General features: G+C 48.3%; 18 protein-coding genes, 2 pseudogenes and 1 other annotated feature. Of the genes and pseudogenes, 3 read left to right on the top strand and 17 right to left on the bottom strand.

All coding sequences use genetic code 11. The features are described 5' to 3' along the window. Positions 1 to 148 precede the first annotated feature (148 nt). Both GCU48_RS14490 and trpS read left to right on the top strand, forming a co-directional pair. Positions 149 to 1,096 carry a DMT family transporter gene (locus tag GCU48_RS14490; protein WP_152380465.1) on the top strand — a complete coding sequence of 316 codons (948 nt, stop codon included), beginning with the start codon at positions 149 to 151 and terminating at the stop codon, positions 1,094 to 1,096. Positions 1,097 to 1,150: 54 nt separating this feature from the next. Next, positions 1,151 to 1,460 (top strand) — a binding site (T-box leader). Between the two features lie 197 nt (positions 1,461 to 1,657). Beyond that, positions 1,658 to 2,653 carry a tryptophan--tRNA ligase gene (trpS, locus tag GCU48_RS14485; RefSeq protein ID WP_152380464.1) on the top strand — a complete coding sequence of 332 codons (996 nt, stop codon included), beginning with the start codon at positions 1,658 to 1,660 and terminating at the stop codon, positions 2,651 to 2,653. Between the two features lie 177 nt (positions 2,654 to 2,830). Here trpS and GCU48_RS14480 read toward each other — a convergent pair whose 3' ends face one another. The 14 genes and pseudogenes from GCU48_RS14480 to GCU48_RS14415 form a co-directional block, all read right to left on the bottom strand. Continuing rightward, complete coding sequence (locus tag GCU48_RS14480) at positions 2,831 to 3,232, bottom strand: sensory rhodopsin transducer (RefSeq protein WP_152380463.1); 402 nt, start codon at positions 3,230 to 3,232, stop codon at positions 2,831 to 2,833. Positions 3,233 to 3,279: 47 nt separating this feature from the next. Then, positions 3,280 to 4,314 (bottom strand): glycoside hydrolase family 88/105 protein, encoded by a 1,035-nt coding sequence (locus GCU48_RS14475; protein WP_152382167.1) that lies wholly within the window; start codon positions 4,312 to 4,314, stop codon positions 3,280 to 3,282. 71 nt (positions 4,315 to 4,385) lie between these two features. Then, positions 4,386 to 5,387 carry a rhamnogalacturonan acetylesterase gene (locus GCU48_RS27355; protein ID WP_244315656.1) on the bottom strand — a complete coding sequence of 334 codons (1,002 nt, stop codon included), beginning with the start codon at positions 5,385 to 5,387 and terminating at the stop codon, positions 4,386 to 4,388. Between the two features lie 186 nt (positions 5,388 to 5,573). After that, positions 5,574 to 6,413, bottom strand: coding sequence for a carbohydrate ABC transporter permease (locus tag GCU48_RS14465; protein ID WP_152380462.1), 840 nt, complete (start codon positions 6,411 to 6,413; stop codon positions 5,574 to 5,576). A gap of 5 nt (positions 6,414 to 6,418) precedes the next feature. Beyond that, a complete protein-coding gene (locus GCU48_RS14460) occupies positions 6,419 to 7,309 on the bottom strand; it encodes a carbohydrate ABC transporter permease (protein WP_152380460.1) in 891 nt (296 codons plus the stop codon). Positions 7,310 to 7,490: 181 nt separating this feature from the next. Continuing rightward, a complete protein-coding gene (locus GCU48_RS14455) occupies positions 7,491 to 8,783 on the bottom strand; it encodes an ABC transporter substrate-binding protein (RefSeq protein ID WP_152380459.1) in 1,293 nt (430 codons plus the stop codon). Positions 8,784 to 8,956: 173 nt separating this feature from the next. Next, positions 8,957 to 10,517: pseudogene (locus GCU48_RS14450) on the bottom strand (response regulator transcription factor). Continuing rightward, a pseudogene (locus GCU48_RS14445) lies at positions 10,495 to 12,202 on the bottom strand (sensor histidine kinase). Before GCU48_RS14445 ends, GCU48_RS14450 begins: the two co-directional pseudogenes overlap by 23 nt. 86 nt (positions 12,203 to 12,288) lie before the next feature. Then, positions 12,289 to 12,525 carry a hypothetical protein gene (locus GCU48_RS14440; RefSeq protein WP_152380458.1) on the bottom strand — a complete coding sequence of 79 codons (237 nt, stop codon included), beginning with the start codon at positions 12,523 to 12,525 and terminating at the stop codon, positions 12,289 to 12,291. 37 nt (positions 12,526 to 12,562) lie between these two features. Beyond that, positions 12,563 to 13,480 carry an inositol monophosphatase family protein gene (locus tag GCU48_RS14435; RefSeq protein WP_208811834.1) on the bottom strand — a complete coding sequence of 306 codons (918 nt, stop codon included), beginning with the start codon at positions 13,478 to 13,480 and terminating at the stop codon, positions 12,563 to 12,565. 121 nt (positions 13,481 to 13,601) lie between these two features. After that, positions 13,602 to 14,603, bottom strand: coding sequence for a UV DNA damage repair endonuclease UvsE (gene uvsE, locus GCU48_RS14430; RefSeq protein ID WP_152380456.1), 1,002 nt, complete (start codon positions 14,601 to 14,603; stop codon positions 13,602 to 13,604). A gap of 141 nt (positions 14,604 to 14,744) precedes the next feature. Continuing rightward, positions 14,745 to 15,068, bottom strand: a complete 324-nt coding sequence (locus GCU48_RS14425) for a hypothetical protein (protein ID WP_025718974.1) — start codon at positions 15,066 to 15,068, stop codon at positions 14,745 to 14,747. A 64-nt stretch (positions 15,069 to 15,132) separates the two neighbouring features. Continuing rightward, positions 15,133 to 16,221 carry a D-alanine--D-alanine ligase gene (locus GCU48_RS14420; protein WP_152380455.1) on the bottom strand — a complete coding sequence of 363 codons (1,089 nt, stop codon included), beginning with the start codon at positions 16,219 to 16,221 and terminating at the stop codon, positions 15,133 to 15,135. A 72-nt stretch (positions 16,222 to 16,293) separates the two neighbouring features. Continuing rightward, positions 16,294 to 17,289: an amidase domain-containing protein gene (locus GCU48_RS14415; protein WP_025718971.1), complete on the bottom strand. Its 996-nt coding sequence runs from the start codon at positions 17,287 to 17,289 to the stop codon at positions 16,294 to 16,296. A 420-nt stretch (positions 17,290 to 17,709) separates the two neighbouring features. Here GCU48_RS14415 and acnA point away from each other — a divergent pair, with 420 nt between their 5' ends. Further along, complete coding sequence (acnA, locus tag GCU48_RS14410) at positions 17,710 to 20,421, top strand: aconitate hydratase AcnA (RefSeq protein WP_152380454.1); 2,712 nt, start codon at positions 17,710 to 17,712, stop codon at positions 20,419 to 20,421. Between the two features lie 74 nt (positions 20,422 to 20,495). Here acnA and GCU48_RS14405 read toward each other — a convergent pair whose 3' ends face one another. The 3 genes from GCU48_RS14405 to GCU48_RS14395 all read right to left on the bottom strand — a co-directional run bounded on the left by GCU48_RS14405 (position 20,496) and on the right by GCU48_RS14395 (position 23,098). Continuing rightward, entirely contained in the window at positions 20,496 to 20,756 is a 261-nt protein-coding gene (locus tag GCU48_RS14405; RefSeq protein WP_231503777.1) for a DUF1648 domain-containing protein, read from the bottom strand. 131 nt (positions 20,757 to 20,887) lie between these two features. Then, positions 20,888 to 21,532 carry an SdpI family protein gene (locus tag GCU48_RS14400; RefSeq protein WP_152380453.1) on the bottom strand — a complete coding sequence of 215 codons (645 nt, stop codon included), beginning with the start codon at positions 21,530 to 21,532 and terminating at the stop codon, positions 20,888 to 20,890. Between the two features lie 729 nt (positions 21,533 to 22,261). After that, a complete protein-coding gene (locus GCU48_RS14395) occupies positions 22,262 to 23,098 on the bottom strand; it encodes a YitT family protein (protein WP_152380452.1) in 837 nt (278 codons plus the stop codon). Between the last annotated feature and the right edge of the window lie 28 nt (positions 23,099 to 23,126).

Below are 23,126 nucleotides of genomic sequence, written 5' to 3'. Positions count from 1 at the left end.
GGAAACCTACCTTTGAGACTGCGTTCCGGCTTTTTTTATGACGCAAACTGTACCCGTACAATTGTGAATTTAATGGATTGTTTCAGGTTATGCCGTCGGGGTATATTGAGAAGGCCACAGGTTGAAATTATCATGACGGAGGTTCATTATGCACAGTCATACTAGAAATGGAGCAGCCTATTTGGCCGCTCTTAGCTATGCAGCTATACTTGGCTTTTCCTTTTTATTTGTGAAGTTGACCGTCACGGAGGCTAGTCCGTTGGATGTCATCGCTCACCGTTTTGCGTTGTCTTTTGTCACTTTGACCATTCCAGTACTGCTTGGGTGGATCAAAATCAGCATTACGCGTCGTGACATTCTACGCATTTTACCACTGGCGCTGCTTTCACCTTTAGTGTATTTCCCCTTACAAGCCTTTGGGCTGATGAGCACCTCTTCATCGGAAGGTGGAATTATTCAAGCGACTGTTCCCATTTTCACCCTGCTGTTGGCCTCCTATTTTATTAAAGAGCGCACAACAGGGGTTCAAAAGATTTCCTTGCTGCTCTCTGTCTTTGGCGTGATTTTTATATTTGTGATGAAAAGCGGAGCGTCTCTCGCTTCCAACAGCTTTGGCGGTATTGTTCTGCTCGTACTGTCCGCTGTCTGCTTATCCGGCTATAATGTGCTGGCTCGTCCATTAACACAAAGGTACAGCCCGATGGAATTGACCTATGTTACCTCCATTTTGGGATGCATCGTTTTTAACTTGGTGGCCCTGGGATATCATGCCATAGACGGTTCCATGAGCGCTTATACCGCTCCCCTGGTAAAGCCTGATTACTGGCTGGCACTGGCTTATCTTGGCATTTTGTCTACCCTCGTCACCTCGATGTTATCGAGCTTTGCCTTGAAGTGGATCGAAGCCTCGAAAATGAGTGTGATCGGTAATTTATCCACTCTCATATCCATGATGGCAGGTGCTTATATTTTGAGGGAGCAACTTGCCTACTATCACATAATAGGCGCTATCATGATCATTATCGGCGTACTAGGCACCAATTTTGGAGGACGAAAAAGCTTCGCACCCGGTCAAACCACTTCTGCCAATCGTTAACATGGACTGAAAACAGATATACATTTCACTTCAGGAATGGTAAACTGTATAAAATTGTATGCGATGATGAAAAGAAGTAGACAGGATGTGAAGCCTCAGAGAGTCGGCGTTGGGTGGGAGTCGATGTTTTACTTCTGTTGAAATGGGTTTCGGAGCACCACGTTGAACACTGCTTCCTGGTGGGGCGGTCAGTAGGCAAGGCGGAATAGTCCATCCGTTATCAAGGGACAGGATATCGACGGTATTTGAGTTGAGGCAGTGTCAGCACTGACCGGAAACGCGTCCGTATCTGGTGAGAGGATCGTTTGTCAGAAGCAAACGGTCAATCCAGGTGGCACCGCGAGGCACAAGCTTCGTCCTTGGAACGCAATCGCTATGGATAGTGATTGCGATATTGCAGCAAAACGGTATTATCCGTAGGCTGTGATAGTTCCAGAGACGGAGCTTTTTTATATTGGCTTTGAAGGGAGGTGATGGCCGTGGAGGACGGCTGGTGGTGGCGTGTACAACGTGTAATGTTGGCAGCAATTTATAACGTATTGAATTTAGGGAGGAATATGTATGCAATCTGTAACCGATATTATCCTGACTGGCGACCGTACGACTGGCAAGCTCCATCTCGGCCATTACATTGGCAGTCTTCGTAGCAGAACAGAGCTTCAGCATGAATACCGTACCTTTATTATTCTGGCAGATGTGCAGGCGCTGACTACGCATTTTGACCATCCAGATGTGCTGGCCACGAGTGTCCGTCAAGTCGCTCTCGACTATCTGGCAGCAGGCATTGACCCGAATCAGGCTACCCTTTTCATCCAATCCATGATTCCGGAAATTGCAGAGCTGGCGCAGTATTTTAGCATGTTCGTGACGGTCAATTCACTGCGGCATAACCCGACGGTAAAAAATGAAGCACAGCAACGTGGTGGCCAAGATATGTACTACGGCTTTCTCGGTTATCCCGTTAGTCAGGCCGCCGATATCGCAATCTGCAAGGCAACCCTGGTTCCAGCCGGTGACGACCAGATTCCTCATATAGAGCAGGCGCGTAAAATCGTTCGCCGCTTCAATGAGCTATACCGCCCTGTTCTGCCCGAGCCACGTATCTTACAGGGTGGACGACTAACCGGGCTGGACGGCAATAGCAAAATGAGCAAAAGTCTGGACAACGCGCTGTATCTCGACTCCTCCGCCGAAGAGGTCAGTACCAAGCTTGTGCGCGCAAAAACCGACCCTGCGCGTATTCGCAAGCATGATCCAGGTCACCCGGACATCTGTCCCGTATACGAGTATCACCGTTATTTCCGTCAGGATGATATGTCCGATATCCATGAGCAGTGCTCGAAAGGAGCCATTGGCTGTACCGATTGCAAAAGGCTGGCGGCTCACGCTGTAAATATGCTGCTGGAGCCCATGCGTGAACGACGTCACGCTTTTGCAGCACGGATGGGAGATGTTGACGAGATTTTGATCGAGGGCACACGGAAGGCTCGGACTACAGCCAGGGAGACGATGAGCGAGGTACGTGACGCCATGGGGATTGGCTACTTTAGGCGTTAAAATACGCTGATATAGCTAGTGATAAAATGCTGAACTGTTGCAGAGCAAATGTAGAATCATGATCAAGGCGATGGACTTTAGTCAGACATCCTTCTGCCCTTCGCAAAAAAAAGCATCTCCAGGCCGGAATTGCTATCGTCTGGAGATGCTTTTTCACAGTTTACAGTGCGTATCGGATTAGACCGGGTATGCCATCACACTCATTAACGCCAGCTCTGGCTGTGTCGTGTCCAGCCTGCTGTATTGAATAATCACGGGTACATCGCTGGTGACTGTAATCGCATAAGGAATGCATGTTGGAATCCGTTCGCCGGACTTTTCCAGCGAAGCTGTTCGGATATGGCGGGTCCGTCTTCCTTCCACCACCTCGATCAGTCCCTCCAACGGCTCCCGATCCTCAAAATAGATATCTATGCTCAGCTTTGCCGCACGGCTCCCACAGTTCAGCACGCATATGCTCTCATGACTGACCAGCTCTCCCCGGCTTTCCGGTGGAATATAGCCGTCAGGGATGACCCAGAACAAGCTGCCCCGCGGCTGAGTAGCTACCTTTTTCCGAGGAATTTCAGCATCTCCCATGATATCCGCCTCCTTTTGCCAAAATGAATTGGTCAAGCAACGATCTTCTACCCGTAAGGATTCTCCTTGGTACGCAGCAATTGAGCCAGGAAAGCGAGCGCCAATCCCTGACCCCAGCCCTGAATGCGTTTGAACGGTACGTTTCGATAGCCGTCAATATCGTTCATTACAGCCGTTCCAGCAGATACACCCGTCACCGTACCGTCCTCCTTAATCCGGGAAAGAATGCCGCCGATCGCCTTTTGCGTGTATTTGTTAAACAGTCGGCCCTGCATAAGCAAGGCAGTCGCAATCCCTGCGGAACCGGACGTTTCCAGATAAGAGATATCATCATTCAGTACCGTATGCCACAGTCCTTCCGGAGATTGCAGCCTTACCAAGGCACTGAGCTGGTCACGCAGCGAACCGTCGATGATCATGTAGGAGGGATGCTGCACCTCTACAAATTTCAGTGCCTTGGCCATCGTCAGAGCCGCCCATGAGTTGCCGCGTGCCCAGTATATCCCCGACATGCGGCTTTGGTTCGCATAATCCCAGCCGTGATAATACAAATTCGTATCCGGGTCCTGCAAAAATTCCTCATGCCCGTGATATTGCCGAATTCCGTCCTCCCAATATTCCTTGTTGCCCAGCAAATGACCGATACGCAGCAAATAATAGCCTGCCATAAACATCGTATCCACCCACGCTTGCTGCGGAAATACGTCATGAAGTGAATTCACTGTATGCTGGAAAATTCCGTCAGCGAACCGTTCGGCCTTTTTCGCCAGAAATTCCGCCATCTGGGTGGCGATATCCAGATATTTTTGCTCCCCTGTGGCCTGATGCAGCGTCAGCAAGCAGTGTCCTACAGATACGCCGTTCACCGATAGAGGCGGAAGGCCATCCTCAATATTTTCGTCAACCCATTCTCTCAGCTTGGTCAAATACGTTTCGTTCCCCGTCGCTTCATAGGCTTCGCATACCCCGTAAAAGGCCACTCCACCCGGCCAATCCCAGCTATAGTCCATTTGAAACGTGCGTTCCACTACCCGGTCGATCACCTGTTTAATTTGTTTCTCATCAAAAATCAATGCAGGCATTTCCTCGTCTCCTCCTTTGGTAAATTTCACGTTAGTTGCCTCCTTGCCACCTGTTCCAGAAATGGCCACGGTCAACGTAAGTACATGTGCAGCGGTTGCAAATTCAGTTCCTTCACAGCCGCCGCCACCATGTCTGCAATCCGTGCCGCGCCATTCTCATGAAAATGCGTATTATCCTCTAAACCTCCGGAAAAGTTCATGAATTCACCGGGCAGCAGCCACATAAAAAGCTCCTTGCTTTCCTCGGGACCCAGTCCTTCATATAATTCCTGCGTGCGGGCAGACAAATCAATCAGCGGTACATCCGCTTCTTCCGCCAGCTCGCGAACTGCCGTTATATAGTCACCATGCGTGTCGGACAGCGTACCATCCTCGTTAAAATAGCGACGATGTACAGGCGTAACCAGCACCGGGGTTCCCCCCTTGCTTCTCGCTCCGTCGATATACAGGCGCAGATGCTCCTTATAGGTTGTAAAAGGCTCTGTAGCCCGCTCTGGATCAGGCTTCTCATCATTATGGCCGAACTGGATGAACAGGAAGTCCCCTGCCTTCATTTCGCCCAAAATGACATCCAGTCGTCCTTCATCCACAAAGCTTTTGGAGCTTCGCCCCGATACGGCGTGATTATCCACGCAAACATCATGCTTGAACAGGGCTGGCAGAGCCTGGCCCCAGCCTGTATACGGATAGCCGGAGGCATCCTGATCCGTAACGGTGGAATCTCCGGCAAGATACAGCCGGAGGGTCTGTGGCGCTGGCGTAATCTCCAGCGCATTGAGCCGCGGCGCAGTGCCCGATACAGCAAGGCGCAGCTGGCCGCCCCGGACAGGCACTGCAAACCAGGCCTCCGCAAGCTGGCCTGGCAGCGTGTGTACCGGGGGCAGCATATGCTTGCCCGCCCCAGCCTTGATCCGCGTCAGCGTTTCCGCAATCGGATCGCCGAGCAGCATATAGACGAGATACGTCCCGTCCGGCACATCCACGACAAAAGCAGCGTTCAGCGGGATGCAAAAGCTGCTTCGCAGCCGTGTGAGCGTATCCTTCGCCGGACTTTGCCTTTGTCTCCCGTACACCTGCTCCGTAGCCTCGAAGCCATAGCCTCGAAGCCATAGCCTCGTTCAGCCGTATATGAGCAATCCGGGGATACCCCTTGTAGCCAGCAGCAGGCTCCCCCGGACCAAAATCAAACTTCCACATTCCACTCACCTCTCCGCGATCACCTTCAACCCCGTAAATCCAACGGTATACAGCCTGGTGCTTTACCCCTTCAAGCCACTTGAGCTCATTCCTTCTACAATTTGCTTCTGGAAGGCGAAGAACACAGCGATAACCGGCACCAGACTCAGAATGGACATTGCGAACATTCCACCCCAGCTAGAGGCCGACTCGCTATCGAGGAACATTTTAAGTGCAATAGATACGGTATATTTCTCCGGCGAATTCAGATACAGCACCGGACCGAGCAAATCCTCCCACTTCCAGTAGAAAGAGAAGATAGCCGCCGTAGCCAGCGAGGATTTGAGCAAGGGCAAAATAATTCGGAAATACAGCCGGAATTTGCCGCATCCGTCAATCGTCGCTGCTTCATCCAGCTCTATCGGTATCGTTCGTATAAACTGGACCATCAGGAAGATGAAGAACGGCATCCCGAAAAACGATGGCACGACCAGTGGCAAAATCGTATTGACCCAGCCGAGCTTGGTAAAAATAATGTATTGCGGTACCAGCACCACATCCCCTGGCAGCATAAGCGTCATCATCATCAGGGCAAACCAAAAGTTGCGCCCCTTGAATTTCATACGAGCGAAGCCAAATGCGATTAACGAGGAGGAAAGCACCGCTCCTATTGTTGCAATCAAGACAATCGTAAGTGAATTCAAAATGTACGTGCCGAAGCTGTATCCACTTGTGCCCTTCCAGCCTGTCACGTAGTTTTGCCAAATCCATTCTGTAGGGAACAGAGAACTTACCGTGACGAATATCGTCCGACTCTCCTTGAACGAGCTGAACAGCATCCAAAATACGGGATACAGCATCAGGAGCGCCAGCGCAGCGACCAGAATGTGATAGATCGGCCATTTGAACGTTTTCCATGCCATCGGTATCAGCGCCCCTTTTCCGTTTCATGAAATACCCAAAATTTGGATGTTAAAAATAAAATTGCTGTCAGTATCGCGATCATAATGAGCATGACCCAGGCCATAGCTGCCGCATATCCCATATTGCTGAACATAAACGCCTGCCGGAATAAATACAGCGAATGCAGCATCGTTCCATCCATCGGACCGCCCTCCCCCTTGGAAATAACGTAGGCCGGGACGAAGGTCATAAAGGCGCTGATCGTCTGCATAATCAGGTTAAATAAAATAATCGGACTGAGCAGAGGCAGTGTAATACTGAAAAATTTTCGCATTGGAGAAGCGCCGTCCACACTGGACGCCTCGTACATTTCAACCGAAATATTCTTCAAGCCAGCCAGAAAAATAAGCATGGAGGAGCCGAATTGCCATACGGACAAGGTGATCAGCATCGCAAGCGAAGCATTCGGATCACCAAACCATTTCACCGGGGTTGCCCCCAAAGCCAAAAGCAAGCTGTTTACAATGCCTTCATTGCTGAAAATGTTGCGCCACATGATGGACACCGCGACGCTGCCCCCGATAATGGATGGGAGATAGTACATCGTCCGATAGGTGCCAACCATACGCGATTTAGTATTCAAAATCATAGCTACAAACAGTGCGAAAATCAGTCGCAATGGTACACCAACCAATACATACGTAAACGTGACTCGGATCGAATTCCAGTATTTCGGATCGAAGTTCCCTAGACCAATCCATTTGGGCGGGGTGAACAGATTATAGGTTGTAAAGGACAGATACAGCGAAATAAACATCGGAATTAATGTAAACGCCAGAAAGCCCACAATAAACGGGCTGATAAACGCGTATCCGGTCATATTTGCTCTCAAGCTCTGATGATTTCGCAAGCTCATCAAGCCTCCTTTCTTTTGCTTTACTGATGAATCAATTATTCACATTTATATCACAAATGCGTTGTTACATGTATTTAATTATGATGCATATAGAAGCTGCTGCTGCGGCTTGTTCGTCGGCTAACCGTACGCAATCATACCATACCTACTCACGGTTAGCCTAAGGAATCCATTGTATTACTTATTGCTTGTTATTCGCTAGAATGGTATTCGCGTCAGCCCGGAATTTGACCGCTGCGTCTTCCGCTGTCATTTGCCCGAAATTGACCTGCTCAATATAATCGGTCAGGGTGGCAATCACTTCCGGTGATCCGACTGGCGGCGGTGGGCTCATTGGAGAAGCCTTCGGCTCCATGGATGCCACAAAGTCAAACACCTGCTTCGTAGCCTCGCTCAATTCCGGTGCTACAGCTTCCTTGATTTTGGCGGAAATCGGTACGCCCCGCTCACCTTTAATCAATTTATTTGCTTCTACATCGTTCATCCAGAAATCAATAAACTTGGCGGCCTCATCCTTCACCTGTGAACGGGCAGCGACCGTCCAGTACATCGTAGGCTGCATGTATACGCCTTTTTCCATATTCGGTCCAAACATCGGAGCCAGTGCCATCGGACGGTTAACGACCTGCTGTAAGCCCACATACTGATTGGACCACTGCCAAATGCCGATGCCTGTTCCTTTTACGATATCTGATTCCTCAAGAATCCCCTTGGTCTGGTTCATGATTTCAGGAGACGGAGTCGCCCCCTTCTTAATCAGCTCAGCCAATCCACCGAAGAAGTCAACAAACAGCTTATCGTCGTCATACCCCAAGCCTGTTCCTTCCGCATTATAGAGAGACTTTCCATGTGTCCGCAAATAGTAATGGAAGAAAATATCGGCAGCCATGGAGCTGTCAAAGTAAACTTTATTGGAGCCTGCCTTCAAAGCCAGCTCTTTATATTGATCCCATGTCCAGTTGTCAGGAATTTTGTCTATGCCCGCTTTCTTCAATAAGGCCGGGTCGTACTGGAAGCCCAGAACATTGACACCTGTTGGAATACCATATTGCTTTCCGGCAATGATCCCGGTTTTGAGTACATTTTCGTTTACGTCAGTGACCTGAATTTTCTGATTCAGGTAAGGTGCCATATCCTCCAGCTGACCGTTTTTCGCATATTGGCTAATGTACGAAATGTCCATCTGCACGATATCCGGCAGCTGGTTTGCCGCCGCCTGCGGGGCGAGCTTTTTCCAGTAGTCGTCAAAAAAAGCATATTCCACATCAATCGTTACATTCGGATTTTTTTGCTTATACAAATCAATAACCTTTTGCGTGTACTCATGACGCGCATCCGATCCCCACCAAGCGATCCGCAACTTTACCTTCCCGTCTGCACTTGCACCCGAATTGCCGCCGCTGTCCGCTCCGCTGCATGCCGTCGTCAAAACGAGCAGCATAGCCATGATCAGAAACCATCCCTTTTTGCCCACTTATCTCTCCCCTTTTCGCTGTTCTAGAAAGGAGCCTTGTTACAAGTGACAACGTATTTACGCAAATTTGATAGCGTTTATATTTTCTCCTGTTGTTATTTTCCCAAAAGCAGAGAAGCATTGGAATACACAAATCAGATTTCGAGGTTTAAAAAACAGAGGGGCTTTAGCACTTATCCCCGTTCATGTGACTTGATGTATTCGGATGGCGTCATCCCCGCCCATTTTTTGAATACCTGGCTAAAATATTGGGCGTTCCCGCCGAAACCGAACCATTCCGCCAGCTCAAACACCTTTACGTCTCCCGTCTCCCGAATATATGCTCAGCCGCACGTTCAATTCGGTAACGATTAACGTAATGCGAGAAGTTTTCACCCGTTACCTTTTTGAAAATTTTCCCCAGGTAGTCAGAGTTCATGTACAGCATTTGCCCGGCGACTCCGTTTAGTGACAAATCGGATTATTGATAGTTTTGTTCAATAATGGTGATCATTTTATCAACGGTGGAGGATTGGCGACTCACATTGCTTTTATAGTAGATTGCGGTCATTCGTCCGGCGGCCTCCTGCACAAAGGATTTAAGGGAAGCAAGCGTTTTTTGCTCTGCCAGCACGGCCATTCAGCTCGTAAACTCGGAACGCTCCTCTTCAGGGCATATACGGATCATGGCCGCATACAGCTGAAGCACATAGGAACGGGTGACGGAAATTTCCAGCTTCATACGGGATAAAATGCCGAACAGTCGATCCACCTCCTGTGCAACCTCTTCCGTATTTCCGGCCTTGATCAGCAGACCAAACTTTTCCTCGTCCAGCTCCAAATCTGCCATCTCCCGTGGGTCCTGAGTCGCCAAATCTTCCTTCGTAATCAGACTGCCCTCGCCGGTGTAAAAACGGTGATTCATACAGTGTAATGTCTCCCTGTACATCCCCCGCGAATGCTGCATATTGTCAGGCTCGCTAACCGCGACCGTTATCTCCAGCTTGTAAAAACGGCGAAACGTCGCACGTACCGCGTCAAGCTGCTCCATAAGCCTTGATGTATCGTCCCCGCTTTCCAGCACGATAAGCAGCTGTCCTTGCATGGTCGTACCGAGCAGGACATGATCCATTACATCCGCTGCAATATTTTGCAGCGCAAACAGATGCTCCGGCTCATGCGATTCCTCCACCCGCAGCAGTAGCATTCGAACCTGCTTATCTTGCAGCTCCAGACCGAATAAACGCTCATAAAAAGCGATATCACGGCTTCCGTAGGTTTTATAGGAAATGAACTCCTTTAAAAAGTGCTCTTTCACATGAGGCAGCATACGCTGAAAATCAAGCTTCATCCGGTTCACAAACTGCTCGCGCTCCTCCTGCTCCTCCCGTTCCTGACCCAGCTCGGTCAGCGCCTCATGGATTTGTCGCTCATTGCAAGGCTTCAATAAATAGTGCTTCACCCCGTATTGCATGGCTCGACAAGCATAGTCGAAATCCTTATAGCCGGACAACAGGATGAAACGAACGTCCGGAAAATGCTCTGTCGTTTGGCAACCAGACCGATGCCATCCAATCCAGGCATAGAGATGTCGCTGATCACAAAATCAGGCGGACTGGCCTGAATTTGATCATAGGCCTCAATCCCATTGCGTGCCGTCCCCACCAATTGCGTCCCTGCTTTGCTCCAATCCACTACCTGTGATATGCCTTCCAAAATCATACGCTCATCATCAACCAGCAGCACCTTGTACATGATCCTGTTCTCCTTTCACATATGGAATACAGACATGAATCGACGTTCCTGTTCCTGACTCGCTGTGCAGCTCGATCCCCCATGGTGCACCGAATGTCAGGTTAATCCGTTCCTGAATGTTGGTAAGGCCAATGCCTTGCCCACGGGTCGTGACCTGCCCGCTTCGCAGCTTTTCCAGAAAACCCCGCGTCATTCCCGGTCCGTCATCCTCAACCCGCAAAAACAGTGAACCGTCCCTTACCCTGGCAACAATAGAAATCCGACACGGCTCAATTTGCGGCTCCAGCGCATAATGAATCGCATTTTCCACCAAAGGCTGAAGTGTCAGCTTTGGTATTTGCGCTCCCATCAGCTCCTCTGGCACATCCAGATGAAAAGCAAGACGCTCTTCGAAACGTGTTTTCTGAGTGGTAACGTAGCTCCTCACAATATCCAGTTCTTTCCGAAGTGGAATGAGCTGCTCTTCAAAGCTGACCGCACTGCGCAGCAGAAAGGCAAGCGCCTCCACTATTTCTGAAATACGATCCTGCCTATTGGCCTTGGCGAGCCAGTTCACGGACTTTAATGTATTGTATAAAAAATGCGGATTAATCTGCGCTTGAAGCGCCTTGAGCTCCGTTTCCCGCAGCAATAGCTGCTTGGCAACATTCTCATTAATGAGCTCACGAATGCGGCGGATCATCTTTTTATACGTTCGATGCAACAGGCCAACCTCATCCTGTGTGGAGAAGGGAACCGTACCGAGTGCTCCTCTTCCAGACGGTCGAGATCGCCTTTTTCAATTTTACGCATATTCTGGATTAGTTGAACGATCGGTCTGGTAATGCTGCCAGACAACCGGGCGCCCAGTGCCAGTGCAATAAGCAGCATAATTACAAAAATTGCGCTTACAATTCCTTTGATTATGCTAATACTGCGAAAAAGGTCCCGCCCGTGTAGGTGGCAATTCCGTAAGGCTGCTTCCGTGCAAGCTCAGCCTGCATATCGCTTTGACTCAAAAGTGGTGTTTCCGGATAAATCATCTGCTTGCCATCTGTAATCATCAGCTGTCCGTCACGGCCGGAGGTCTGCACACGATCCGCTACAATCCGGTCAATCCGCACACGAATTGCAAGCGTTCCAAGCCCTTTTAACGTAAAATTGGTATCTGTAAAGGAATTGAACTGGCGCGCTGCCAGCAAGGAGGAGTGACCTGCCGCATACCATGCGTTAGAACCGTCATATTCGACTGCCAGCTCAGACAGGGTGGATCGAAGTTCTGGGGGAATGCCTTCACGGTTGCCCGCGCTCATGACCTGTCCCTCTTTATCAATCACCATCATGGAATAGATATAGGTTTCAGAGCCTGCGAAAGCGACAAGCCTATTTGTTATTTTTTTGCGCAGCACCATTTTGGTATAAGGCGAGGTTTCTCTTTCCAATTGTAGCAAATAACGTTGAAGCTGCTCATCCGTTGTTACTTTAAACGTGGTCTTTTCAACATCCCTGAGTTCATTTTCAATGCCAATCGAAGAAATATTCAGTACTTCAGATGTTTTTTTGTACATTTGATTATCATAAATATGAAATACGTATTTTAGAATGACTGCAAAAACCGCGAAATTGACCAGCATGAGCACTATAATTAATAGAATCATTTTATGATGGATTCCAGCATTTTTGTAAGCGATCTCCAAATAGGTCATCCGTGAATGTCGCCTCCTTCGCTTATAACATACAAAATACCCCATGCCTTGGTCATTCGGCAAGAGGTATTTGTGTTTGCTTAGCTTCAGTCGGAGGGTTTCGATTGTTTCGTCTTTCTCATATATTCATCGTATCGGTCGTCCAGTTCGCGCGCCATACTGCGGTATTTGCGGGTCTCCTCGACAATGGGATCAATATGCGTTTGAATCCGCACCTCATATTTAGGACTGAGCCGCTCCCGTTTTTTGGCCTCATTCTCACGAATTTCGCCTTCTGTCAGCAATTCACTAAGCTCGCGCTCCAAATCTTCGGATTGGCCCATCATCCTTCCTCCTTCAGCGATAAGCGATATAGGTGTATTATAACCCGGTTGCATCTGCTTCTTTCAGCACTTGAATAAGTTGGGAATGAATAGCTGTATTCGTAGCTGCAATATGTCGCACGCTCAAATCATAAGGTCTGCCCAGCGTATCTGTGATCATTCCGCCCGATTCCTGTACCAGCAAAGCTCCCGCTGCTACATCCCAGGCATTCAAACCGATTTCGCAATAGGCTGACAGCCGTCCCGACGCCACATAAGCCAGATGCAGGGCTGCCGATCCGAGCGCCCGAATGCCACGTACCTGCGGCGTAAGAACCTGCGCAATTTTCATATTCAGCGGTTGTGCAAACGCACGATCTGGTGGGAAGCCGATGCACACCAGACTATCTCCCAGTGTTTCCTCTCTCGAGGCCTGCATCCGATTGCCATGTACATAGGCGCCCTTTCCTTTTTCCGCCACGAACATCTCATCACGGGACGGATCATAAATGACGCCGACAATCACCTCTCCACGGTGGGCCAAGGCAATAGACACGCTGTAGAATGGCAGACTGTGCACAAAATTAGTGGTGCCGTCTACCGGATCAATAATCCATAAATATTCCTCTTCACGGGCAGCCTCTAATGCGCGAGCTGAAGCTTCAGCTCCTGGCTCCACGCCCTCTTCACCCAAAATGGCATGATCGGGAAAATGGGTAAGAATCAGCCTGCGGATCATCTGCTCCGCACCTTTATCCACCTCGGTCACCAGATCCGCAGGAGAGTGCTTGGTGTTCAATTGTTCAACCGTTCCCAGTCTGCTCTTAATCCATTCTCCGGCTTTGGATGCCGCGTTAATAGCGACGGCGGTATAGCTTTTTCTTGATACGATATAGGGAACCTTTTCGTTTTCATGTTCGTTCAACGTGTTCACGCTACTTTCTATATCATTGTTACGTGGTTTGCGAGCTGCCATACAGCACAGTCTCTTAACCATCTCTGTTAAAATACAACCTTGCTAGTTTACACAATCTAGTATACACAATATATTCCATAAAGTTTCTCTATTTGGGAGATTATCCGCATAATCCTACTCATTAAGGCGTAATTTCCACGGATGCTCCATTCAGTACTTTAATCCCGTCACCCTCCTGAAGGCGCAATTGATCCATCAATCCAAACAACGCTTCATCCTTACACTTGGCTTCAAGCATGACGTCTATCCGATCCGTATATCCGGCAATATGGCGCAAAAAGGTAAGCAACGGCTCGACCTCAACACCGTCCGCATGACTTCGGGGATCTTTTTCGCTTTTGGGACTGGATGCATGGACTTTGGGCGGCAATGGGTGATCAGGAAAAGACCCCGTTTGGGCCCATTCCCCTTTCCAGGTAGACAAAATGTCGGGCCATAGCTCCCAGGGCTTCTCGCCCTCGTTATTCACCCATTGATGATGAATGTCGAGAACCATCGGCAGCCCTGTCAGCTTGCAGGCTTCCAGCGTTTCCACAGCATTGAAGGTCTTATCATCGTTTTCCAATGTCAACCGCTCTTTTAACGAAACCTCCAACGCACCGACTTGCTCTACAAAACGCTGACCCGAGGTCACCTTATCTCCGTATGCCCCACCGATATGAATGTTGTTCTTGGCATCTGCACCGAGTCCCATCGCCTCCAGCATTGCTTTATGATACTGAAGATCGTTAATCGAGCTTTGCAGCACTTCGGGACGAGGGGTACTCAGCACCGTAAAATGATCCGGGTGAAATGACACTCTCATTCCATTCGCCTTGACATAGTTTCCCACCTCTGCAAAATCAGGTGCAAGCGCCTGAAATGGGTCCCAATCCCGCAAATCCTGATGGGTTGCCAGCGGAATCAGCTTGGATGAGAACCGATAGACCTCAATATCATTCGCCCTATTATGACGCAGCAGCCTCAAGGTATTATGAAGATTTTCGGCTGCAATCCGCTCCAGCTTACGGATCGCGGCCTCCCGGTCTTCAATCTTGTTAAAGCTGGCCAGCGTCATAGTTTTAGAGGGTGATGCATTTTGTACGTTGACCGACATGGCTACATAGCCAAACCTTACTATCATAGGATGTCCTTCCTTTCAGCAGATCTCAGTACAGGCAAAGCCGTTTTTGATTAGTGGCCTAAAGCCTTTTTCTACTGATCATACCCGGAAAAGCACCTGCTGATTCGGTGTTGCCACACATATTGCAAGAAGAACACAGCTTTAGGATTGCTGCTGCGCTCCAAAAAACATTTCATCCGCCAAGGCGGTCTGAATTCTCGATTCCTCTTCATTCAGCTTGCGAATAAGGATCATTTCAACCTCGGTTACTTCGTCACCCTGAAAATTGATTTCAGCGATACAGCCCACAATCTGCACGATGGCTACTGCCACGTTGGCCACGCTGTAAGCGATGACCTTCTGGCCTGTCGGAAATACGCGCAGACCGGATTTAACCATTTTACCGCGTCCGTATTCCAGCAGTTCGTACAATTCCTGTTCGCTCTTGAACTTACACACTGAGTTAAATTCGGTTTGAAAGCCCATGCTTAGCCCCACCTTTCCTTACATATGAACAAAAAGGAGAGTGCTCAGCTCCCCTTGGTTCGTTTTATGAGTTCTCGTAGTGAAGTGCCGACCTGCGTTCATAACGCTCCAGTGCGAGTGCAATCATGCGGTCCAGCAGACTCTGATAGGATACTCCGGTTTCTCTCCACAGCAATGGATACATGCTGAACGGTGTAAAGCCCGGCATGGTATTCACTTCATTGATCAAAATATGTCCATCCGAGCGTCTGACGAAGAAATCGGCACGGGAAATCCCGCAGCCTTCCAGCGCGCGGAATGCTTGTAGTGCAGCTTCACGAATACGATCTGCTACTTCCTCGTCCAACGGTGCCGGAATGAGCATTTCCGATTGGCCGTCTGTATATTTAGCAGCATAATCGTAGTAATCGCTGGACGATACAATTTCACCTGGTACGGAAGCAATCGGCTCGTCGTTGCCAAGCACGCTGACCTCAATCTCACGGGCATCCACGTACTCCTCCACAATCACCTTCAGATCAAATTGCAAAGCCAGTTCTACAGATTTCTCCAGCTCTTCCCGGTTATTGGCTTTGGAAATACCGACACTTGACCCCAGATTCGCCGGTTTGACAAAGCACGGGTAGCCAAGCTCAGTTTCAATGCTGCGTACCAGATCATGGCTGGTTTGTGCCCACTGTGTACTATTAAAATAACAGTATTTTACCTGCGGCAAGCCTGCATGCTCAAACAGCTTCTTCATGACGCCTTTGTCCATCCCTGCGGCAGAAGCCAGCACTCCTGCGCCGACATAAGGCATATCCGCCATTTCGAACAGGCCCTGAATCGTTCCATCCTCGCCAAAGGTGCCGTGCAGCAATGGAAACAGCACATCCAACGTCTGCTCTCCGTACAGCTTGCCGAACAGTGTATCTAAGGCCGCTTTGGTTCCCCCCTCAACACGTTCCAGCTTCAATTGCTCCAATGAAGCCAAAGGTGAGCTTAGCAGCGGCCCTCTGCGCCAATCGCCAGCCTTTGTAATATAAAAAGGAATAATCTCGTATTTCTCATAATCAAACGCATTCATTACCGCATACGCCGTTTGCAGCGAAACCTCATGTTCACCTGATTTGCCACCGTACACCAGCCCTACGGTTAATTTTTGTTTTGCCATGCTATCCTCCGCTTTCCTGCTTACGTCATTGTGCCTGATTTGCATCACTGTACCTGTTATTCATCATCTCTTTTAAAAATAGTCGGCGATATGATAAAAGCGGTATACCGTGCTATCCGTCCACGCATACGAATTTTTGTAGTCCCAATAACGATGTCTGGAGCTTACCGTATGCGCATTGACAAGCGGCATGCCGCCCGCATCAAAGGCCGTTACGATCGTGCTGTGCTGAAAGGTTCCGTCACCGTCCCAATCGTAAAAAATGACGTCTCCCAGCGTAAGCTGCTCCGGACGGCTCACCTGTTCAGCGGTCAAGCCCCATGAGCTGGAGTCCAAATACCGCTCCAGACTGTTGGAAACCGCCCAACTGTAGCTCCACAACTCACGTCCGGCGACCCTCCCTTTGTACCACCAGCCCGATTCTCTTTTACCAGTATAGTGGATCGGTGCGCCCCCTGCAAAGAGGCATTGCGAGATATAATTGGTGCAATCCACATCAAAACCTTCAAACTCCGGGTTGAAGCTATCCCACCACTGATCCGCATAGGCCGCCGCTTCTTCGCGGCGATATCGACTGGGGCGTGCCGATGAGCCAAAGCCCAGCACACCGCGATTCAGCAGCGGCAGATTCCCTCCTTGGTTAAATGGCGCCTCTTCAAAAGGAACCTCTCCCCCCGCAGGCTTCCTTTCTGCCGGATCACGCTCGATTCTCGTCACCTGCCAGGCCTCTCCCTCGCGCGTGAACGTCAATCGCTCCCGTTCAATGCGATCCTCCCGGTGGGTCATCCCGCCCTTCTCATAAAAGAGCCGGACATGCAGTTGTACGTCTATTACGGCCTCATCTGGAGTATCCTGCACAATCCGCAACGGCTTGGCGCGTGTCTCGCTGCGCAGGGGAACAGCATCCCGTTCGTTATACCACTGCTCCAATCTGGCCGCCCGCGCCGCTCGTTCCATCCGCTGGCCCACCTCCAGATATTCATCCGGCTGTGGTACCCCATTCACCTCACTGCGATTGTATTGATTCACGTAAGCAAAAAGAGCCTGTTTCCATTCCCGCTCCCCCATCCCAATCCCTCCATATTCGTCCTGCCACCCTTTTCCGCGGATAGCCGGGATGATATATAACTGCCTTCTTCCCTCTCTGCCCTGATATGCTCTCTATCTATAAGTATGAATCTCTAAAGCTTGGTATGAACATCGAAACACCAGGAAGCCGAACGTTTTATTTTCCAATCTGCGCCGCATAATTTAGGTCAAAAAAACTTTACGGAACCGCCTGAAAACGGTATACTTAATCCAAAAGCAATCATTTTGAAATCAAGTTTCATCTAATGAAACGATTTTCATTCATCTCAACCTTTAACACGCAATGAATCACTGAAGATGAAATTGAGAACGCAACCAATTTAAACCAGCCATGCAAGACATCGAAAAAACGACATTCCTATTCACCCCACAAGCATTCACTTCAAGGAGGTAATACCTATGTCAGGAAAAGATCAATTCTCCATTGCTCGCAGTCTCGAAGTCAATGGCAAGCCTTATCGCTATTACAGTCTCAAGGCATTGGAGGAACAAGGAAAAAGCGGTGTTGCCAAGCTGCCTTTCTCCATTAAAGTGCTGCTGGAAGCCGCGGTTCGCCAATTTGACGGACGCGCGATTACAGAGGAGCATGTACAGCAGCTGACAGGCTGGGCTGAGGATCGTGACACCAACAAGGAAATTCCATTCATCCCGGCACGCATCGTGCTTCAGGATTTTACGGGTGTTCCGGTAGTTGTCGATTTGGCAGCCATGCGTGATACCGTGAAAAAAGCGGGCGGTGATCCAAAACAAATCAACCCGCTCGTCCCGGTGGATCTCGTCATCGACCACTCGGTTATGGTTGATGCTTTTGGTACCAGTGACGCGCTGGACTACAATATTAATGTAGAATTTGAGCGTAACGAGGAGCGGTACCGTTTTCTGCGCTGGGCGCAAACGGCGTTCAACAACTTCCGCGCTGTACCGCCATCCACGGGGATTGTCCATCAGGTCAATCTGGAGTATCTCGCATCCGTAGCCGCCACCAAATCCATTGACGGCGAAACGGTCGTTTTCCCGGATTCCCTCGTGGGAACAGACTCCCATACCACGATGATTAACGGACTTGGCGTTGTAGGCTGGGGCGTCGGCGGTATCGAGGCAGAGGCGGGTATGCTCGGGCAGCCGCTGTATTTTGTCACTCCCGATGTCATTGGCTTCAAGCTAACAGGCAGTCTGTCGGAAGGGGCCACTGCTACGGATCTGGCGCTTACAGTAACTCAAATGCTGCGTAAAAAAGGCGTGGTCGGCAAATTCGTGGAATTTTACGGTCCCGGTCTGGCTAACATCAGCTTGGCTGACCGTGCGACCGTTGCCAACATGGCACCGGAATACGGCGCAACGATCGGTTTCTTTCCGGTTGATGCTGAAACTCTGGCTTACCTGCGCAGCACTGGACGCTCTGATGAGCAAGTCAGTCTCGTAGAGGAATATTACAAAGCGCAAGGCATGTTCCGCACAGCCGATACGCCGGACCCTGTGTTCAGCGATACGATTGAGCTGGATCTGGCTTCGGTTGTACCGAGTCTCGCCGGACCGAAACGTCCGCAAGACCGCGTAGAATTGAGCCGCATGAAGGAAACCTTTGAAGGTATTATCCGTACCCCGGTGGACAAAGGCGGTTATGGACTGAGCGATGAGAAAATCGCACAAAAGATTCCGCTGACCCACCCAGATGGCTCCACCAGTGAATTGGGTACAGGGGCAGTCGTCATTGCGGCGATCACAAGCTGCACGAATACCTCCAACCCAAGCGTTATGCTGGGCGCGGGCTTGCTTGCCAAAAAAGCCGTGCAGCGTGGACTCAAAAAGCCGGGTTATGTTAAAACCAGCTTGACACCAGGTTCCCTCGTCGTGACGGAGTATCTGCAAAAGGCCGATTTGATCGGCCCGCTGGAAGCACTCGGCTTTCATGTAGCTGGTTACGGCTGCGCGACCTGCATCGGTAACTCCGGGCCGCTTCCTGACGAAGTCAGTCAGGCCATTACAGACAACGATCTGACCGTGGCCGCAGTCATTTCCGGCAACCGGAACTTTGAAGGCCGTGTGCATGCCCAGGTCAAAGCCAACTATCTCGGCTCACCTCCACTGGTTGTCGCTTATGCGCTGGCAGGTACGGTGAACATTGATTTGGCGAATGATCCGCTCGGCTACGATCAGGACAATCAGCCGGTATACCTGAAAGACATTTGGCCGACTTCCGAGGAAATCAAGGAAGCCATCAGCCTGTCTCTCAGCCCGGATATGTTCCGTCGCAAATACGAAAATGTATTTACTGCCAACGAAAAATGGAATTCCATTCCGGTTCCTGAAGGCGAGCTGTATGAATGGGATGAAAACTCAACCTATATTCAAAATCCGCCGTTCTTTGAAGGACTTCAGGATGGCGTGCAGGATATCAAGGAAATCCGCAATGCCCGTGTGCTTGCCCTGTTGAATGATTCGGTTACAACAGACCATATCTCACCAGCAGGCAACATCGCTCCTTCCAGCCCGGCAGGACTGTATTTGAAGGAGCATGGTGTAGAGCGTAAGGACTTCAACTCCTACGGCTCCCGCCGCGGTAATCACGAGGTCATGATGCGTGGTACATTCGCCAACATCCGTATTCGCAACAACGTGGCTCCCGGTACGGAGGGCGGCGTGACCAAATATCTGCCAACGGATGAGGAAATGTCCATCTACGATGCGTCCATGAAATATCAGGCAGCCGATCAAAACCTGATTGTCATTGCCGGTAAGGAATACGGCACAGGCAGCTCGCGTGACTGGGCAGCCAAGGGTACGCTTCTGCTGGGCGTTAAAGCCGTTATTGCCGAAAGCTTCGAGCGGATTCACCGCAGTAACCTGGTGGGCATGGGCGTGCTGCCACTGCAATTCCAGGAGGGCTACGGCTGGTCCAGCTTGGGTCTGAACGGTCGCGAGACCTTTGATATCCTTGGCATTGACAATGACGTGAAGCCAGGTCAAGAGCTTACGGTTGTAGCAAAACGCGAGGATGGCACCAAGTTCGAATTCCCGGTAACTGCCCGTCTGGACAGCACCGTCGACATCGACTACTACCACAACGGTGGTATTCTGCAAACCGTATTACGTCAAATGATTCAAGCGTAAAGAACGAATGAATAATGAAATCCCCTCCAAAATGCAGTGAAAACTGCAAATTGAGAGGGGATTTTTTACATGCTTCAAGCCTTTAAAAGAAAACATATGCCTAGGATTGAAAATACGAGGGTTATAAGAAGTGTGAATAGACCAGGTAGGCTTTCCATGATTGCAGACCCTTCTTCGCTCTTGAACTGACGACTGAGATAAGGCTGGAGCATCAGCATAATTATAAAAGATATCAGACTAATGCCACACAACAACCATACCTCAGGGGAGGATTTGTCTACAAAACGATCAGCCACATCATTGAAATTGTAGTGGATTGCTACATTCCTGGGCATTGTCGGATACATGAAAAGGTAGATGACGAAAGGCAAAGCAGAAAGAAAAAAGGACAATACATTAAAAATATTCAATCTATTGCGCATGGAAATCCTCCTAATAAAGCTAAATCGACTCATATCATACATGTTCAGCAGTCTATATTTTGATACCTATGGCTTAGAAAGAGAGAAATAATCAAGCTAATTATCGTTGGTAAGAAAGAAGCGAGCACCATGTATTCATTAACTTGCAGTCCTAATCCTACAGCGATCCCTATTAAGCCAAAGGCTATCCAAATATAAGCAGAGATACGATGTGTTTTTTTCCACGCGGTTTCATTCGAAAGTAGCCATGGAAACTTCAAACCAATCAAGCGGTTAGGTGTTAATTTAGTAAATGTAGCGCCTACTGTTAAGTGTGATATCGCCGAAATCAGTAAAGCAATATTTAAGGGATTAAAGTAAATAGCTTTTGAATATTGTAACATTACAAAAAGAGATAGAAAATTTAACACAGGAAATACACTGGCACATATTTTCCGATATGGAATTAAATTATTATCAGAAAACTGTTCACTGTCTCTATGCTTCGTAAATTTAGGGTACAAAAATACAATTAAAAAAGTTAAAATCATTGCTGATGACGATATAAGAAAAAAAGCCATAGGGTGCTTTAAAGGGTTCATTGAAGGTAACAAAATAAAAGAATTTATAAAATGCAATATGATAAACAAAATGGAAATCTGGATCCACGGCTTTTTAAATTCTTTTTTTAAATCGTAGTTATTCTCCACTCAGTACAACCTCACTCTCGTTCTGATTTTGAGTTGATATTCAGAAGTAAACTCAATAAATTCTTTGAGTATAGTGGGATTTGGAATATTACCCTGATACTTTTTTAACAAATTCATATTTCTGTATTCCCGGAAATATAAAACTACAGCGCGAATAATAAAAAACTTAGATTATAACACTTTAATGTAACCAAGGGGATGGAAGTGAAGCCACAAAATCACTAAGAATAAAATCTTTTATCCACGCCCCCAGATACTTCTTAGCCAACACATTAAACTGTAATAAATCTAAATATCAGCTTGTTACAGAATCGGATCAAGAGATAGCTTTTGTGTCAATCTTGGACATAGTCCATTCAGCTCATCATTAAACTTGTTTATTAGTACCTCGTCTACTTTCGCAGCAAATTCATAGTCATATTTAAAATTCCGATAAATTAAGACAACTATCTCAACGGAAATGTAAAATAAAAGAATTAAAATGAATATATTTGAATAAAATATATATTATTGTCTGATCATAATACATGTTTTTCAAAAAATAAGAGATCAAAGTCACATTAAATATAATTTTTTACAAAAAATAGCTTTTCTTCTGTTTCGAAAAGGAGTTATTATCCATATACTCTATTTCGATTATTAAAATAAACATCACAAAAACAAAAAAGCCGATCCCTCAGGACCGACTTCCTACCCTATTCTCCTATAACCTTACCTTCACATTGCCAGTTACTTCGAAATGTCCAAAAAGCCTTCTCCGAATACATCCCGCACATCATGAATCGTGATAAAGGCTGCTGTGTCGATAGCTTTTACAATCTTTTTAAGCGCCGACACTTCTTGCTTACTAATGACGATATACAGAACTTCCTTCGGGTTTTTGGTGTAATATCCGTGGCCTGACAGAACGGTAACTCCACGATCCATTTGCGTAATGACCATCTCTGCAATTTTGTCTTGATGCTCGGAAATAATCATGACCGCTTTCTTAGAGTTTAACCCCTCAATCATGAAATCCATAACCTTGGTACCCACGTACAGGATAACGATGGTCAGCATCAATTTTTCCGGACCAATAATAAAATAGGAAGAGAACGCTACGATCAAATCAAAAAACAGCAGGGCATAGCTGATATTCCAATCCAAATATTTATTGGCAATCCGCGCCAAAATGACCGTTCCTGCCGTTGTGCCCCCTACCCGCACGATTAAGCCAATTCCGATTCCGACCAAAACCCCGGCAAACACGGCATTAATCGTCGGCTCATGCGAGTCAATCCGCCAGTCAGCTGTTAAATGCAAAAATAATGAGTTAAATGCAACTGCAATGACGGTGTATAACGTTGTTCTCGCATCCAGAAATTTATATCCAATAACCAACAACAGACCATTAATCACCAGATTGACGATCGAGGGAGACCACTGAAACAGGTAGTATAAAATAATCGTAACCCCTGTTACGCCCCCTTCGCCAAACTCATTCGGGATCACAAACAGATTAACTGCCAGCGCGAAAAAAAACGCGCCCAGAATGATAAATGCTATGTCTGCAATTCTTTTTTTCATATATGTCATGGTCCTTTCCCAAACATTT

The sequence above is a fragment of the Paenibacillus brasilensis genome (assembly GCF_009363115.1).
GTDB lineage: Bacteria > Bacillota > Bacilli > Paenibacillales > Paenibacillaceae > Paenibacillus > Paenibacillus brasilensis.
Note: the sequence above shows the minus strand (reverse complement) of the source record. Positions and strands in the feature narration are given on the sequence as shown.